The 15015-nt window shown below is 67.8% G+C and carries 15 protein-coding genes; 9 read left to right on the forward strand and 6 right to left on the reverse strand.

Annotated features, from left to right (window positions below; genetic code table 11):
* Positions 1-49 precede the first annotated feature (49 nt).
* The gene (locus MCHUDSM44219_RS27350) at positions 50-1054 is read right to left on the reverse strand and encodes a LacI family DNA-binding transcriptional regulator (protein ID WP_048421423.1); all 1005 of its coding nucleotides are present in this window, start codon (positions 1052-1054) and stop codon (positions 50-52) included.
* A gap of 89 nt (positions 1055-1143) precedes the next feature.
* Here MCHUDSM44219_RS27350 and MCHUDSM44219_RS27355 point away from each other — a divergent pair, with 89 nt between their 5' ends.
* The 5 genes from MCHUDSM44219_RS27355 to MCHUDSM44219_RS27375 all read left to right on the forward strand — a co-directional run bounded on the left by MCHUDSM44219_RS27355 (position 1144) and on the right by MCHUDSM44219_RS27375 (position 7181).
* Complete coding sequence (locus MCHUDSM44219_RS27355; protein WP_048421424.1) at positions 1144-2319, forward strand: phytanoyl-CoA dioxygenase family protein; 1176 nt, start codon at positions 1144-1146, stop codon at positions 2317-2319.
* Complete coding sequence (locus tag MCHUDSM44219_RS27360; protein WP_048421425.1) at positions 2316-3320, forward strand: Gfo/Idh/MocA family protein; 1005 nt, start codon at positions 2316-2318, stop codon at positions 3318-3320. The genes MCHUDSM44219_RS27355 and MCHUDSM44219_RS27360 overlap by 4 nt, the downstream gene beginning before the upstream one ends.
* Positions 3317-4189 (forward strand): sugar phosphate isomerase/epimerase family protein, encoded by an 873-nt coding sequence (locus tag MCHUDSM44219_RS27365; RefSeq protein WP_048421426.1) that lies wholly within the window; start codon positions 3317-3319, stop codon positions 4187-4189. Before MCHUDSM44219_RS27360 ends, MCHUDSM44219_RS27365 begins: the two co-directional genes overlap by 4 nt.
* Positions 4186-5148 carry a Gfo/Idh/MocA family protein gene (locus MCHUDSM44219_RS27370; RefSeq protein WP_048421427.1) on the forward strand — a complete coding sequence of 321 codons (963 nt, stop codon included), beginning with the start codon at positions 4186-4188 and terminating at the stop codon, positions 5146-5148. Before MCHUDSM44219_RS27365 ends, MCHUDSM44219_RS27370 begins: the two co-directional genes overlap by 4 nt.
* Positions 5149-5243: 95 nt before the next feature.
* Positions 5244-7181, forward strand: coding sequence for an alpha/beta hydrolase family protein (locus tag MCHUDSM44219_RS27375; RefSeq protein ID WP_131722363.1), 1938 nt, complete (start codon positions 5244-5246; stop codon positions 7179-7181).
* Here the strand turns inward: MCHUDSM44219_RS27375 and MCHUDSM44219_RS30100 are convergent.
* The 4 genes from MCHUDSM44219_RS30100 to MCHUDSM44219_RS27390 form a co-directional block, all read right to left on the reverse strand.
* Positions 7172-7321, reverse strand: coding sequence for a hypothetical protein (locus tag MCHUDSM44219_RS30100; protein ID WP_157868789.1), 150 nt, complete (start codon positions 7319-7321; stop codon positions 7172-7174). The two genes, MCHUDSM44219_RS27375 and MCHUDSM44219_RS30100, sit on opposite strands and share 10 nt — an antisense overlap.
* Positions 7322-7428: 107 nt before the next feature.
* A complete protein-coding gene (locus MCHUDSM44219_RS27380) occupies positions 7429-8253 on the reverse strand; it encodes an ATP-binding cassette domain-containing protein (RefSeq protein ID WP_048421429.1) in 825 nt (274 codons plus the stop codon).
* 4 nt (positions 8254-8257) lie between these two features.
* Positions 8258-9316 (reverse strand): ABC transporter permease, encoded by a 1059-nt coding sequence (locus MCHUDSM44219_RS27385; protein WP_048421430.1) that lies wholly within the window; start codon positions 9314-9316, stop codon positions 8258-8260.
* A gap of 17 nt (positions 9317-9333) precedes the next feature.
* Positions 9334-10326, reverse strand: a complete 993-nt coding sequence (locus MCHUDSM44219_RS27390) for a substrate-binding domain-containing protein (RefSeq protein WP_048421431.1) — start codon at positions 10324-10326, stop codon at positions 9334-9336.
* A 221-nt stretch (positions 10327-10547) separates the two neighbouring features.
* Between MCHUDSM44219_RS27390 and MCHUDSM44219_RS27395 the strand changes: the two genes are divergently transcribed.
* Complete coding sequence (locus MCHUDSM44219_RS27395) at positions 10548-11330, forward strand: TIM barrel protein (protein WP_048421432.1); 783 nt, start codon at positions 10548-10550, stop codon at positions 11328-11330.
* Between the two features lie 40 nt (positions 11331-11370).
* Here MCHUDSM44219_RS27395 and MCHUDSM44219_RS27400 read toward each other — a convergent pair whose 3' ends face one another.
* Positions 11371-12102 carry a GntR family transcriptional regulator gene (locus MCHUDSM44219_RS27400; RefSeq protein WP_048421454.1) on the reverse strand — a complete coding sequence of 244 codons (732 nt, stop codon included), beginning with the start codon at positions 12100-12102 and terminating at the stop codon, positions 11371-11373.
* Between the two features lie 157 nt (positions 12103-12259).
* On the opposite strand from MCHUDSM44219_RS27400, the gene iolC reads away from it, so the two are divergent.
* The 3 genes from iolC to iolB are packed head-to-tail and all read left to right on the forward strand — an operon-like array spanning position 12260 to position 15004.
* Positions 12260-13228, forward strand: coding sequence for a 5-dehydro-2-deoxygluconokinase (gene iolC / locus MCHUDSM44219_RS27405; RefSeq protein WP_048421433.1), 969 nt, complete (start codon positions 12260-12262; stop codon positions 13226-13228).
* Positions 13221-14105, forward strand: a complete 885-nt coding sequence (locus tag MCHUDSM44219_RS27410) for a Cgl0159 family (beta/alpha)8-fold protein (protein ID WP_048421434.1) — start codon at positions 13221-13223, stop codon at positions 14103-14105. Before iolC ends, MCHUDSM44219_RS27410 begins: the two co-directional genes overlap by 8 nt.
* Positions 14102-15004: a 5-deoxy-glucuronate isomerase gene (gene iolB / locus MCHUDSM44219_RS27415; RefSeq protein ID WP_048421435.1), complete on the forward strand. Its 903-nt coding sequence runs from the start codon at positions 14102-14104 to the stop codon at positions 15002-15004. The genes MCHUDSM44219_RS27410 and iolB overlap by 4 nt, the downstream gene beginning before the upstream one ends.
* Positions 15005-15015 lie beyond the last annotated feature (11 nt).

The following is a 15015-nucleotide window of genomic DNA, read 5'->3' on the forward strand; positions in this document are numbered from 1 at the left end:
TGGGGCGAAATGGTATCCGGGATTACCCGCTTTCTCCGATTCCTGCGCGTCAGACAGGGAGGTTGTAGGGCGTCACGACCTGGATGGGTGCGGGCCGGACGGGCTCGGCGGGCAGCGCGCCGTGCCACTGCAGGAGGGACCGGATCGCCGATCTGGCATCGGCGCGCAGGTCGTTGTGCAGCACGACCGAGATGCGGCCGTCGCGGAGCAGCCGCCGGTTGTCGGCGTCCAGGTCGTGGGCGACGAAAACGTGACATCTCCGGCCCAGCCGCTCGAACGCCGCCACGGTCGCGGTGTTGCCGCCACCCGGCGAGTAGACCGCCCCGATGCCCGGATTGCGCTCGAGCGCCTCCAGGACGAGCCGTTCGTTCGCCGCGTCGATGCCGTCACTGTCGCTCACCTCGACGATCGCCCGGCCCGATCCGCGCAGACCGCTCCTGAATCCGACCTCACGCTCGCCCTCACCGCGGAACACCGTGCGGCTCAATGTGATCAGCACGTCGGAGGGGGCATCGCCGAGCCACTGGTTCACCAGGTAGGCGGCGGTCACGCCGGCTCCGTGGTTGTCGATCCCGACGTAGGCGCAGCGTGCGCTCGACGGGACGTCGGTCGCGTAGGTCACCACCGGGACTCCCCCTGCGACCAGGCGGTCCACCGCCTCGGCGACCTCGGGTTCGTCCTGCGCCTTGAGCACGACGCCGTGACTACCGCGGATCCTGCTCAGCGCATCGACCATCTCGGGCACCGAGCCCGACTCCCACAGATGGAAGCGGGCCCGCACCATGGCGGGCGCGAACGCCGGGAGCTCGGCCTCGACGGCCGCCCGGAACGCGTCGGAGAACCGTTGCGGCGTCTGCATCACCACGTCGACGAGGTAGCGGCGGCCGTTGAGCCGCAGTTGTGTGCGCTGTTTGTCGAGGTCGGCGATCGCCTGGTTGACCTCGGCGATGGTGGTCTCCCGCACTCCGGGGCGGTTGTTGAGCACCCGGTCCACCGTGGCCTCGCTGAGCCCGCTCTGCTGGGCGATCTCGCGGACCTTGTAGCGGTGCGCCATCTGCCACCCCTTTCGCCGCGTCTCGCTGAGGTTTTTTTGATGGATTTCTGCCGTTGATTGCGACTCTGATCACAGCAAGACTAACGGCCATGGCGACACCACTGCACACAGCGTCGGCGCCGTGGCTCGGCGAGTCCGACTTCGACCTGCGGGACTTCCGCGCCGAGGTCGAACGCGACACCGCCCTCGCCGACTATCCGCACGCGGTCGAGGTGCGCGGCAACGTGCTCGTGTACTCGGCGCCGGGCATGGCCCGCGTGCCCGACCGGCGCGCCCTGCAGGCCGAGTTGATCCGCGCGCTCGCGGACGGGCCGGGCGTCGTGGTGTTCACCGAGGCGTTCGACGCCGGCATCACCGACCGGGCCAGTGAGGCGTTCTTCGCGATCATCGAGGCGCAGCGGGCCGCGGGCCAGGCTGCCGGGGATCACTTCGGCAAGCCCGGCGCCAACGACCGCATCTGGAACGCCGCGCAGAAGCTGGCGCTGCACGATCCCCGGGTCTTCGCCGAGTACTACGCCAACGACGCCCTCGCCCTCGTGTGCCAGGCCTGGCTGGGCCCGCGCTACCAGGTCACCTCGCAGGTCAACGTCGTCAACCCCGGCGGCACGGCGCAGGTGCCGCACCGCGACTACCACCTCGGCTTCGTTCCCGAGGAGCACCTGCTCGGTTACCCCGCCCACATCCATCGCACGTCGCCGACGCTGACGCTGCAGGGCGCGGTCGCGCACTGCGATATGCCGGTCGAGAGCGGGCCCACGATGCTGCTGCCGCATTCGCAACGCTTCGCCGGGGGCTATATCGCCTTCAATCGGCCCGAGTTCATCGACTACTTCGCTCGGCATCACGTTCAGCTGCCGCTGTGCAAGGGCGACGCGGTGTTCTTCAGCCCGGCGCTCTATCACGGTGCGGGATCGAACATCTCGTCGGGAGAGTCGGCGATCAAGCGGATCGCGAACCTGATGCAGATCAGTTCGCCCTTCGGACGGGCCATGGAGGCGATGGACCGCACCGCGATGGTGCGCGCGGTCTATCCCGCCCTGCGGGCGATGCGCGCCGCCGGCCGGTCCCCACAGGAGTTGGAGAACGTCGTGGTGGCCACCGCGGAGGGCTATGCGTTTCCCACCAACCTCGACAGCGATCAGCCGATCGGCAGCCTGGCACCGGCCAGTCAGGTCGACATCGTGCTGGGCGCGCTGGCCGACGGCCTGACCGACGAAGAACTCGACGTCGCACTGCGCGACCGAAACGAACGGAGAAACCCATGACCACCCTCGGCCTGATCGGACTCGGCCGCATCGGCGCGTTCCATGCCGACACGCTGACGAACCTGCCGGACGTGTCCGGCCTGGTCGTCACCGACGAACGGCCCGACGTCGTCGCTGCTGTCGCCGCGAAATACGGTGCCACGCCGGCAGACTCGGTGGACCACCTGCTCTCGTCGGGCGTCGACGGCATCGTCGTCGCGGCAGCCACACCGGCCCACGCCGAGCTGGCGCTGGCCGCCGTCGAGCGGGGTCTGCCGACCTTCTGCGAGAAGCCGATCGCGTCCACCGCCGCCGAGAGTGCGCGCGTCGCCGAGATCATCGCGCGTTCCGGCGTCCCGGTGCAGGTCGGCTATCAGCGCCGCTTCGACGCGGCGTTCGCCGGCGTCAAGGAGGCTGTCGACAGCGGATCACTGGGTGCGCTGCACACCGTGCGCAGCACGACGATGGATCCGGCTCCCCCGCCGATGGACTACATCAAGGGGTCCGGCGGGATCTTCCGCGACTGCGCCGTGCACGATTTCGACGTGATCCGCTGGGTGACCGGGCAGGAGGTCGTCGAGGTGTACGCCACCGGCAGCGTCCAGGGCGACCCGCTGTTCACCGAGTACGGCGACGTCGACACCGCCGCGATCGTGGTGCGCTTCGACGGCGGGGCGCTCGGCGTGGTCTCCGCGGCGCGCTACAACGGACGCGGTTACGACTGCCGGCTCGAGGTGCACGGCTTCGACGACACCATCGTCGCGGGCTGGGACCAGGGCGCGCCGGTGCGCAATGCCGATCCGGCCACGGACTTTCCGACCGGTCAGCCGCACCACTTCTTCATGGACCGCTTCACCGAGGCATTCCGCACGGAGCTCGGGGAATTCGTCAAGGTCGTCCAGGGCGGCCCGGTTCGGGGTGCGACGGTCGCCGACGCGGTCGAGGTCGCCTGGATCGCCGAAGCCGCCACCGAGTCCCTGCGCCGAGGTGCGCCGGTGCGCATCAAGGAGGTCCAGCAGTGAAGATTGCAGGAGCGCCGATCTCGTGGGGCGTGTGCGAGGTACCCGGCTGGGGTCACCAGCTCACGCCGGAGCGCGTGCTGTCCGAGATGCGCCAGGCCGGCCTGACCGCCACCGAACTCGGCCCCGAAGGGTTCCTGCCCTCGGACACCTCCGAGTTGGTGGCGACGCTCGACGGGCACGGGTTGAGTTGTGTCGGCGGATTCGTGCCGGTGGTGTTGTTCGACGAGAATCACGACCCGGTCGAGGATCTCGCCGGCCCGCTGGAATCATTGGTCGCGGCCGGCGCCGGCGTGGTGGTGCTGGCCGCTGCCACCGGCGCCGACGGGTATGACGCGCGCCCGGCCCTGTCCGAGAAGCAGTGGGAGACACTGCTGTCGAATCTCGATCGGCTCGCCGACGTCGTCGCCCAGCGTGGTCTGGTCGCCGTGCTGCACCCCCATGTCGGCACGATGGTGGAGAACAGGGCCGAGGTGGATCGGGTGCTCGCGGGTTCGCGCATCCCGCTGTGCCTGGACACCGGCCACCTGTTGATCGGCGGCACCGATCCGCTCCAACTGGCCCGCGAGGTGCCCGACCGGATCAGGCACACGCACCTCAAGGACGTCGACGCGGCGCTGGCCGCCAGGGTGCAGGCCGGTGAGCTCACCTACACCGAGGCCGTCGCGGCCGGCATGTACGTGCCGCTGGGCGCAGGTGACGTCGACATCGCCGGCATCGTGAAGGCGTTGGAGGAAAGCGGTTTCGACGGCTGGTATGTGATGGAGCAGGACACCATTCTCGACGGCGAACCCGGCGGCGAAGGACCACTGGCCGATGTGCTCGCCAGTGTGGCCTTCCTGACGGGTGCCGCGTCGGGCGTGTCCGCGTGACCCTGCGGATCGGCATCCTCGGGGCGTCGCGGATCGCCGAGAAGGCGATCGTCGACCCTGCCGAGGAGCTCGGACATCGTCTGGTCGCCGTGGCCGCACGGGACCCGTTGCGCGCTCAGGCATTCGCCGACAAGTACGGTGTGGAGCGGGTGCTGGCGTCCTATCAGGACGTGATCAGCGACCCGGGGGTCGACGTCATCTACAACCCGCTGGCGAACGCGCTGCACGCTCCGTGGAACCTGGCCGCCGTGGAGGCGGGCAAGCCCGTGCTCACCGAAAAGCCCTATGCCCGCGATCGTGCCGAGGCGGCTCGCGTCGCGGCGGCCGCCGAGGCGTCCGGCGTCACGGTCATGGAGGGCTTCCACTACCTGTTCCATCCCGCGATGCGGCGTGTGCTCGAGCTGACGGGCGAGGGAACCCTGGGCGAGCTCCGCCGCGTCGAGGTCAGAATGGGGATGCCCGAGCCGCAGCCCGACGATCCGCGATGGTCGCTGGACCTGGCCGGCGGCGCATTGATGGACCTGGGCTGCTACGCCCTGCACATCATGCGCCGGTTCGGATCCCCCCGGGTGGTGTCAGCGACTGCGGTAGAGCGCACCCCCGGCGTCGACGAGCGCCTGGACGCCGAATTCGTCTATCCCTCGGGCGCAACGGGATTGACGACGAACTCGATGGTCGAGCAAGAACACTCGTTCACGCTGCGCGTCGTCGGCACGCACGGGGAGGTTGCCGTGCCCAACTTCATCAACCCGCCCGCCGACGATGGCCTGACCATCACCATCGGGGACACCACGACCGTGGAGCATGTCGGGAAGAGGCCGTCCTACACCTATCAGCTCGAGGCCTTCGCCGCGCACGTCGAACACGGCGCCGCGCTGCCGCTGGACTCCGCGGACGCAGTGGCGAACATGGCGCTCATCGACGAGACCTACTGCGCGGCAGGTTTGAATCCGCGGTGAGAAAGACGAGTAGTCGACTACGCAGGCGGTGACGAGAACCGTGTAGTGGAGTGTTCCTGAGCAGCGTGTCCGCGCTGGACGAAGGGGGCCTCGTCATGGTTCAGCTGAGCGCGGCCGATGGCCGCCGAGAGTCGTCCGGGGCGGGGGGTCCGTCAGGGTCCGGCAAGGCGCCGACGATCGACTTCATCGCAAACCCGGGCCACCGCGATGCGATCACCGAGAGCGGCACGGAGATCCGCGTGCACGGCGTCGGCGACCACGCCAACTTCAGCGCACTGGGCAGGCCCGGGTACGAGAACCGGCGCAAGAGTCAAGTGGTCATCTGCGAACCGCCGCAGCTGCCCAGTCATCATCTGCTGCTGATCGCCTGGAGCCGGGCCAACAGGCACCTCACCCGCACGCTGTGGTGGTACCTGCTGTTCCCGTTCACCTTGATCAACCTCGCCGGCTACATGGCGCCGCGACGCAGGCGCCAGTCGCTGATCCTGCAGGCGTGCATCTCGATGGTCAGCGTCATCTTGACCGTCAGCCTCGCCGCATGGCTCATCGTCATCGTCGAGACGGTGTGGCTCCCCTTCGTCGGACCGGTCGAAGACGTGGATGCCCGGCTGGTGGTCTGTATGTCGGGACCGTTGGCCGTGGCCGCCGTGATCGTCAAAAGACTGCGTCGCAACGATGTCACCAGCGGATGCGGGGCGGTCTGTTCGTCGGTGCATCTCGTGGCGCTGGCCGCGCTCGCCGTCGTCTGTTACTGGCGGCCCGCGCAGTGGACGTCGTGGTTCTCCGACCCGTTCGACCCCATGACCTGCTTGCTGATCGGCAGCTCAGGGCTGGTTCTCGCGATCGCCCTGGCTCTGTCGGGCGTCGCGGTCCATGCGCAGGTGACGGCGAGCGACATGTGGGCCAAACGCGACGCGTCCGCGCTCGCCGGGGCCGCTCTGCTGTTGCTGTTGGCGACAGCGGTGCTGCACACCGCGGCATCGCTGATCCGACTCGTCATCGAGTGGATGGCCCGACTGCTCAATGACATCCGGGACGGAGTGACGAACTCCGACCACCCCGTGTCGGCCGTCGCTCAAGCCGGCGCGCAGCGGGTGGAGCGGGGCCGCCGCGAGCTGCCGCACCTGCTGCTGCCGCACCTCGACGGCCTCAGCCGGATCGACCTTCTCCTCGGGTTCTTCGGGGTGCTGGTGGTGATCCTCGGGGTGGGCGTGCTCGGCGCGACGGCCGTCAACCTCTGGCTGCGCGCACCCGGTTCGGGCTCGGCGGCGCCCCGGGACCCCGACAGGCGATCGATGTCGAAGTGGCACAGCATCCTCCGTCACGCACCGGCGTGCCTGAGTTTCGTGATGCTGGCCACCGCGACGTTGACGCTCGCTGCGTGGGTCGGCCTGGCGATGCTTCTGCGCCACACCGACAATGCCGCGATCTTGGCTTGCCGCAACATCATTCTCGTCGTCGGCATCGCCGTCATCGGGTTCCTGATCATCCGGCGACCCGAACGCGCTGCCGAATCGCTCAAGGTCATCTTCGAGATGGTGGCCGACATCGCGGGGTTCTGGCAGCCGCGTTCGGTGCCGCTGGCGGGAGCGTCCTACCGCCTCATCTTGATGGACGGCATCGACGAGGCGATCCGGCATGCGGGCGTCCACCCGGTCGCGCTGGTCGGGCACAGCCAGGGATCGGTGATCTGCGCCTGGTACATGGCAACTCGGCGTGCGCCGCAGTCTCGAATCACGCTCTACACGTGTGGCTGTCCGCTGTGGTCGCTGTACGCCGCGTTCTTTCCGGCGTACTTCGGGCGCGATTTCTTCGCCAACGTCGCACGGAACTCGGCGGGCCGGCGGTGGTTCAACTACTGGCGACTGACCGACCCGATCGCGACCGCACTTCCGTTCGCGCACGACGACGACGTCACCGAACTGCGTTCGGCTCCGCTGTTCGGCCACGGCGAGTACTGGCGTGAGCCGCAGTTACGCGCCGATATCGACGCGGCGCTGCACGGTGCCGACGACCTGGCCGCTCAGGCGTGATCAACCTGGTCCGCGGGGGCCGCACGTCGTTCGTGCCACCGCAGCCGCAGCAACAACAGACCGCGGTGTGCCCGCCATCCCGCCGACAGCGGGTCACGCCAGGCCGGTACCTCGGCCTGCGATTCGAGATCCCTGTCCATATGCACCATTGTGCCGTGCGGGACTGGTGTCGGCCCGCCGACAGCCGAAGCGACACCATGTCGAGACCGTGAACGTTGGTGGGCGCGGTGACGCCCGCGAGACGACCTCAGCCCTTGGCGCTGCGCAGCTCGTGCGACAGTGCCTCGAGTTCGTCACCGCCGGCCATCTGCTGCGTCAGGTGCTCGAGCGTGATGTCGTCGTAGGCGCAGTCCAGCTTCTGCCTGCCACGGTTGAGCAGGACGAAATGGTCGCCGACGAGGTGCGCGTGGTGCGGGTTGTGGGTGATGAACACCACGCCGAAACCGGCTTCCTTGGCCGCGGTGATGTATTTGAGCACCACGCCCGATTGCTTGACGCCCAGCGCGGCGGTGGGCTCGTCGAGGATCAGGACGCGCGCCCCGAAGAACACCGCCCGCGCGATGGCCACACACTGGCGCTGGCCGCCCGACAGCGAGCCGATCGGCGCGTCGACGTCGGGCAGTTCGATGCCCATCTTCGACAGCTCCGTCAGAGTGGTGGCCCGCATGGCGTTGGCGTCCAGCGAGAACGGGAACGACTTCTTGCGCAGCTCCTGGCCGAGGAAGAAGTTGCGCCACACCGGCATCAGCGGCACCACGGCCAGGTTCTGGTACACCGTGGCGATGCCTTTGGCCAGTGCGTCGGCGGGCGAACCGAACCTCATCGGCTCACCGTCGACGAGCAGCTCCCCCTCCGTCTGCTGATGCAGCCCGGAGATGATCTTGATCAGCGTGGACTTCCCGGCACCGTTGTCGCCGAGGATGCCGGTCACCTCACCGGCGTGCACCCGCAGGCAGATGCCCTTGAGCGCGGTGATGTTGCCGTAGGACTTGCCGACATCCTTGAGCTCGACCAGCGGAACCTTGCCGCCGGACGGTGCGTCGCTGCTGGGCTTTTCCATGGAGATGGTCATCAGATCACTTCTTTGCGGCGTAGTTGCGGAAGGCGTTGTTGGCGATCACCGCGAACAGCAGCATCGCGCCGAGGAAGAACTTGAACCAGTCGGGATCCCAGCCGGCGTAGACGATGCCCTGATTGGTCATGCCGAAGATGAACGCACCGATGGCGGCCCCGATCGCGGTGCCGTAACCACCGGTCAACAGGCATCCACCGATGACGGCGGCGATGATGTAGAAGAACTCGTTGCCGATGCCCTGCCCGGACTGCACGGTGTTGAACGCGAACAGCAGGTGCATGCCGACGAACCAGGCGCAGAACCCGACGAACATGAACAGCCCGATCTTGACCTTGGTGACCGGAACACCCACGGCGCGTGCGCTGTCGGCGTCACCGCCGACGGCGAAGATCCAGTTTCCGATCCTGGTCTTGAACAGCACCCACGTGGCGATCGCGGTGAACACCAGCCACCACACCACCGTGATGCGGATGCTGACGCCGAACAGGGTGAACGACGACGCGAACACCTTCTGCGCGGAATCCCAGCCCTGCATGTCGCTGACGCTCTGAGTGGCGACCTGGCCCGAAACCAGTTTGGTGACAGCGAGATTGATGCCGGCGAGCATGAAGAACGTGCTCAGCGTGATCAGGAAGCTGGGAATCTTCGTCCTCATCACCAGGAAACCGTTGAAGAAGCCGACCGCCAACGCCAGGATCAACGCCAGGAGCGCGCCCACCCACAGGTTGAGATGCAGGTTGTAGGCCAGCATCGACGCCGCCAGCGAGCTGAACGTCACCGCCACACCGGCAGACAGGTCGAACTCGCCGCCGATCATCAGCACGGCCACACCGCACGCCATGATGCCGATGGTCGAGCTGGCGTAGAGCACCGTGGCCAGCGACCCTGCCTCACGGAACGGGGCCGCCACGACCAGGAAGAAGACAAAGATCCCGATCGCACCGATCGCTGCACCCATCTCCGGCCGGATCAGCAGCCGCTGCAGTCGATTCCGTTCCTTCACCCGCTCGTCGCGCACCACCTTGTGCTCAGCGACGTCGAGGTCTGCCTGTGTTGTCATGTCAGTCTCCCCCAGTGCTATCGGGTGCCGCCCTTGGCCAGTTCGGCCACGGCGTCGATGTTGGACTTGTCGATGAACGACGGTCCGGTCAGCGTGGCCTGGCCTCCGCCGATCAGGTTCTTGTTGTTCAGGTACAGCCACAGCGCGTCGACGGCGAGATAGCCCTGCAGGTAGGGCTGCTGGTCGACGGCCCACTGGACGTCACCGCCCTTGATGGCGTCGACGAGTGCGGCGTTGGTGTCGAAGGTGACGATATTGGCGTTGCTGCCCGCGTTCTTCTTCGACTGGACCGCGGTCAGGGCGATCGGCGCGCCGAGCGCGACGATCGTGTCGACCGACGGATCCTGCTGCAGCTTGGCGGTGATCGTCGATTCGACCGACGGCATGTCCTTGCTGTTGACGTTCAGCAGTTCGGTCTGGCCCTTGAAGCCCTGCGTCACGCCGGCGCACCGGGACTCGAGCGCGACCTGGCCCTGCTCCTGGATGACGCAGACGACCTTCTTGGCGCCGTCGGCGTTGAGCTTCTCCCCCGCCGAGACACCGGCCAGCTTCTCGTCCTGGCCGAAGTACTCCTGCACGCCCATCGACTTCCAGTTGTCGAACCCGGAGTTGAAGGCGACCACCGGAATGCCCTTGTCGGTCGCAGCTTTCACCGCGGGTGCCATCGCGTCGGGCTTGGCCAGCGTGAGCGCGATGCCGTCGACGCCGCTGTCGAGCGCGCTCTGCACCAGGTTGGCCTGGTTGGGCGCCTCGGGGTCGTTGGAGTAGCGGAGTTCGATGTTGTCCTTCTTGGCCGCCGTCTCGGCGCCCTTGCGGATCAGGTCCCAGAACGAGTCACCCGGCACCTCATGGGTGATCATCGCGATCGTCATCCGCGGCGTGTCGACGGTGCCACCGCCACCGCCGCCGTCACCCGAGCCCGCGGGCTTGCCGCCGGTCGACGAGCACGACACGATCCCCACCGCCAGAACGCCCGCCCCGGCGAGTGCCGCAAGCCGCTTGAACGTCATCACATCTCCTTGTCCTCGAGATCCCGCGCCGCCCTCACCGAACCCTGAGGGGCTGTGCCGGGCGACACGCCTCAGAAGTGATGTAATACGGCTCACAACGGAAAGTCAAGACTTTGTCCTGACATTAGGACTGCAAGTCATATCCCGTTACGATCACCGCAGATCACGCGAGTGCGCCTCATCGCGTCGACGATCCGCTTCTCTCTGGATGGGGAACTGACATGAGCTTTCAGCTGGCCGTGTGCTCGGAGATGGTGTTCCGCGACCTGCCGATCGTCGACCGCGTGAGGCGGATCCACGACCTCGGATTCGCGGCCGAGATCTGGAGCTGGCACGACAAAGACCTCGACGCGCTGGCGGCGACGGGCGCGGTGTTCACATCGATGACCGGATATCTGCACGGCGATCTCATCGACCCGGACAGCTGCGACGAAGTGGTCCGCACCGCGGAACTCAGCATCAAAGCCGCTGCGACACTCGGTGTTTCACGCCTCAATGTGCATACCTCCGAACTGGTGGACGGGCAGGCGGCCAGGCCGCGACAGCGGCCGACCGGTCAGATGTGGCTGACGGCCGCCCGCACGCTCGAGCGCCTCGGCGAGCTGGGCGCCGCGGCCGGCGTGACGTTCGTCGTGGAGAATCTCAACACGATCGTCGACCACCCGGGCGTCCCGCTGGCGCGCGCCAAGGACACGCTCGCACTCGTCGAAGGCGTCGGGCACCCCAACGTGAGGATGATGCTGGACCTCTACCACGCGCAGATCGGCGAAGGGAACCTCATCGAGTTGCTGCGCCGCTGCGGGCCCTCGATCGGCGAGATCCAGGTGGCCGATGTGCCGGGCCGGCAGGAGCCGGGCACGGGCGAGATCAACTATCCCGTTATTGCTGACGCGCTGCGCGACATGGGCTACACCGGGACGATCGGCATGGAGGCCTGGGCGGCCGTCGCAGGCACCGCGGGCAGCGAGGCCGCGCTGAAGGCCTTTCGCGCCGCGTTCTCCTGACGCCCGCACCCGCCGAAATTGCATTCCGGCAGAGGGGACCTCAGCGGTCGACGAGCGTGGTGTCGAAGTAGTACCGCGACGCGCGATAGCAATGGTTGCCGAATTCGACCGCTGCACCGGAGTCGTCGAACGCGGTGCGCGCCATCGTGAGCAACGGTGCGTTCGGCTTCTCGTCGAGCAACTGCGCCTCCGCCCGCGTGGCGCCGCGAGCGCCGATGCGCTGGCGCGCCAACCGGATGTGCACTCCCCGCGCGCGCAACGACTGATAGAGCCCGCTGCTCTCGAGTTCCTCGGCGCCGGGGGCGATCTCGACGGGCAGGTAGTTCGTCATCACCGCGAGCGGTTCGCCGTTGGCGCACCGCAATCGGCGAATCGACACCACCTCGCGATCCAGCGCCAGATTGAGCTCGCGTGCGACCTCTTCCTCGGGCGGGCCGACCTGGTAGTCGAGCAGCGCGGTGGTCGGTTCCTGCCCCGCGCGGGCGAGGTCGTCGAACAGGCTGGTCAGTTCGACGCGGCGATGCACCGGGTTCTGCACCACCTGCGTGCCGACGCCGCGTTTGCGCACCAGCAGACCCTTGTCGACGAGTTCCTGGATGGCGCGCCGGGTGGTCGGCCGCGACAGCGAGAGTCGTTTGGCCAGCGCCAGTTCGTTTTCGAAGCGGTCACCCGGGGCGAGCTCACCGTCCCTGATGGCGGCCTCGATGGCCTGCGCGAGCTGATAGTAGAGGGGGACAGGACTGGACCTGTCGAGCTCCACGGTCAGAGGCACGGCGGCTCCGATCTCGAGTTTGCCCTGGGCTTGCCAGAGGAAGCGTAGCACCCGATTGACAACAAGATAGAATGTCAGGACAAAGTATTGACATGATGGTGTGGCGGGAGGCACAGTCATAACAGCCACCCACACCTATCCGTCGGAGTGACTTGTGATGACCAATCAGCCATATGACGTGCTCGCCATCGGGCGCAGCGGCGTCGACGTGTATCCGCTCCAGGTCGGCGTGGGCCTCGAAGACGTCGAATCCTTCGGCAAGTTTCTCGGGGGCAGCGCCGCCAACGTCGCCGTCGCCGCGGCCCGGCTGGGCAACCGCACGGCCCTGATCTCGGGAGCCGGCGACGACCCGTTCGGCCGGTTCGTCCGCAACGAACTCGCCCGCCTGGGGGTGGACAACCGGTTCGTCTCCACCCACGGTGAGTTCCCGACGCCCGTGACGTTCTGCGAAATCTTCCCCCCTGACGACTTTCCGCTGTACTTCTACCGCAAGCCCAGCGCACCTGACCTGCAGATCCGCCCCGACGAGATCGACGCCGACGAGGTGCGCTCGTCGCGCCTGTTCTGGGCCACGGTCACCGGATTGTCCGAAGAGCCAAGCCGCAGTGCACATTTCGCGGCCTGGGAAGCACGCGAACGTCGACCCCTCACCGTGCTGGATCTCGACTACCGGCCGATGTTCTGGGACTCCCCCGCCGCCGCCACCGAACAGGTGCGCAAGGCGCTGGCCCACGTCACCGTCGCCGTCGGCAACCGGGAGGAGTGCGAGATCGCCGTCGGCGAGTCGAACCCGCACAAGGCAGCAGACGCGCTGCTCGACCTCGGCGTCGAACTGGCCATCGTCAAGCAGGGTCCGCGGGGCGTACTCGGGAAGAGCCGCCGGTCGTCGGTGACCGTCGCACCCAACGAGGTCGACGTCGTCAACGGCCTCGGCGCCGGCGATGCGTTCGGCGGCAGCCTGTGCCACGGACTGCTCCACGGCTGGTCGCTCGAGAAGACCCTGCGCTACGCCAACGCCGCGGGCGCCATCGTCGCCGGGCGGCTGGAATGCTCGACCGCCATGCCGACGGCCACCGAGGTCGCCGAACTGGCCGAACAAACCGCAGAGGAAGCCGTCAATGTCTGAAACTGCCCTCTGCCAGGACTATTCGGCCATCACCGATCTGCGGGCCACCGATCCCGGCGCCGTCGCCCGGGCGTGGCAGAGCCGTACCCCCCGGCCGACGACGCGCGGCAACGGCCGTCTGATGATCGTCGCCGCCGACCATCCCGCGCGCGGCGCACTGGCCGTCGGCTCGCGTCCGACCGCGATGAACAGCCGCACCGATCTGCTCGACCGGCTGCGCGCAGCGCTGGCCGATCCGGGGGTGGACGGGGTGCTGGCCACCGCCGACATCCTCGATGACCTGGTGCTGCTCGGCGCGCTCGAGGACAAGGTCGTGTTCAGCTCGTTCAACCGCGGCGGTCTGGCGGGCTCGTCGTTCGAGCTCGACGACCGGATGACCGGTGCCACGGCCGCGTCCACCGCGGCGGCCAACATGAACGGCGGAAAGATGCTGTGCCGCATCGATCTCGACGACCCGGGTACTGTCGCCACGCTGGCATCGTGCGCCCAGGCCGTCGACGAGCTCGCCGCGCACGGGCTGATCGCCATGCTGGAGCCGTTCATGTCGTCGCGGGTCAACGGCAAGGTCCGCAACGACCTGTCGCCGGATGCGGTGATCAAGTCGGTGCACATCGGTCAGGGCCTGGGCTCCACGTCGGCCTACACGTGGATGAAGCTGCCGGTGGTCGACGAGATGGACCGGGTGATGGACTCCACCACCATGCCCACCCTCCTGCTGGGGGGCGACCCGACCGACCCCGACGAGGCGTTCGCGAGCTGGGAGAAGGCGCTCGCCCTGCCGTCGGTGCGCGGGCTGATCGTCGGCCGCACCCTGCTATACCCGCCCGACGACGACGTCAGCTCGGCCGTCGCGACCGCGGTGGCGATGGTCCGATGAACTCGAAGCTCTACATCCCCGCCAACAGCGCCGCCCCGCCGTTCACGGTCGCGATCACCCCCGAAGACGCGGGCTGGGCCGAATCCTCCCTGCACGTGCTCGATCTCGGTGACGGCAGAGAGGTGTCGCTGGCCACCGAGGGCACCGAGGTGATGATCCTGCCACTCGCGGGTGCCGCGACCGTCGAGTGCGCCGGTGAGACGTTCGCACTGTCGCCGCGGGTCTCGGTGTTCGACGGACCCGCCGACATGGTCTACCTCGGCATCGGTCAGGAGTACACGCTCTCGGGCCGCGGCCGGATCGCGATCTGCGGCGCCCGGGCATCGGCGTCGTTCCCGAACCGGCGGGTGGCCGCGGCCGACGTGCCGGTCGAGCTGCGCGGCGCCGGCAACTGCAGCCGCGAGGTGCACAACTTCGGCACCGCGACGACGTTCGAGGCGGATTCGCTGATCGCGTGCGAGGTGCTCACCCCCGGCGGCAACTGGTCGAGCTATCCCGCCCACAAGCACGACGAGAACACCGACGTGGAGACCCAGCTCGAAGAGATCTACTACTTCGAGATCGACGACAGCCCCGCCGGCACACCGGGATTCGGTTATCACCGGGTCTACGGAACACCCGAGCGCCCCATCGAGGTGCTCGAGGAGGTGCGAACCGGCGACGTCGTGCTGGTGCCGCACGGCTATCACGGCCCGTCCATCGCCGCGCCGGGGCACCACATGTACTACCTCAACGTGATGGCCGGCTCGGGACCCACCCGCGCCTGGATGATCTGTGACGACCCCGCCCACACCTGGCTGCGCGGCAGCTGGGAGCACCAGCAGATCGACCCGCGCCTTCCCTTCACCCCGTCCTCGCCGTCAACCACAACTCGAACGCCGGCTTCGCCGGCTGGATAGGAGACTGACAC

Origin of the sequence: Mycolicibacterium chubuense, from assembly GCF_001044255.1 — a bacterium.
GTDB classification, from domain to species: Bacteria; Actinomycetota; Actinomycetes; order Mycobacteriales; family Mycobacteriaceae; genus Mycobacterium; species Mycobacterium chubuense.

Bases quoted from the DNA above. Each gene is read 5' to 3' on its own strand.
- MCHUDSM44219_RS30100 (WP_157868789.1), bottom strand. From the start codon at position 7,321: ATGGACAGGGATCTCGAATCGCAGGCCGAGGTACCGGCCTGGCGTGAC.
- MCHUDSM44219_RS27380 (WP_048421429.1), bottom strand. From the start codon at position 8,253: ATGACCATCTCCATGGAAAAGCCCAGCAGCGACGCACCGTCCGGCGGC.
- MCHUDSM44219_RS27355 (WP_048421424.1), top strand. From the start codon at position 1,144: ATGGCGACACCACTGCACACAGCGTCGGCGCCGTGGCTCGGCGAGTCC.
- MCHUDSM44219_RS27350 (WP_048421423.1), bottom strand. From the start codon at position 1,054: ATGGCGCACCGCTACAAGGTCCGCGAGATCGCCCAGCAGAGCGGGCTC.
- MCHUDSM44219_RS27390 (WP_048421431.1), bottom strand. From the start codon at position 10,326: ATGACGTTCAAGCGGCTTGCGGCACTCGCCGGGGCGGGCGTTCTGGCG.
- MCHUDSM44219_RS27395 (WP_048421432.1), top strand. From the start codon at position 10,548: ATGAGCTTTCAGCTGGCCGTGTGCTCGGAGATGGTGTTCCGCGACCTG.
- MCHUDSM44219_RS27385 (WP_048421430.1), bottom strand. From the start codon at position 9,316: ATGACAACACAGGCAGACCTCGACGTCGCTGAGCACAAGGTGGTGCGC.
- iolB (WP_048421435.1), top strand. From the start codon at position 14,102: ATGAACTCGAAGCTCTACATCCCCGCCAACAGCGCCGCCCCGCCGTTC.
- MCHUDSM44219_RS27375 (WP_131722363.1), top strand. From the start codon at position 5,244: ATGGTTCAGCTGAGCGCGGCCGATGGCCGCCGAGAGTCGTCCGGGGCG.
- MCHUDSM44219_RS27410 (WP_048421434.1), top strand. From the start codon at position 13,221: ATGTCTGAAACTGCCCTCTGCCAGGACTATTCGGCCATCACCGATCTG.
- iolC (WP_048421433.1), top strand. From the start codon at position 12,260: ATGACCAATCAGCCATATGACGTGCTCGCCATCGGGCGCAGCGGCGTC.
- MCHUDSM44219_RS27360 (WP_048421425.1), top strand. From the start codon at position 2,316: ATGACCACCCTCGGCCTGATCGGACTCGGCCGCATCGGCGCGTTCCAT.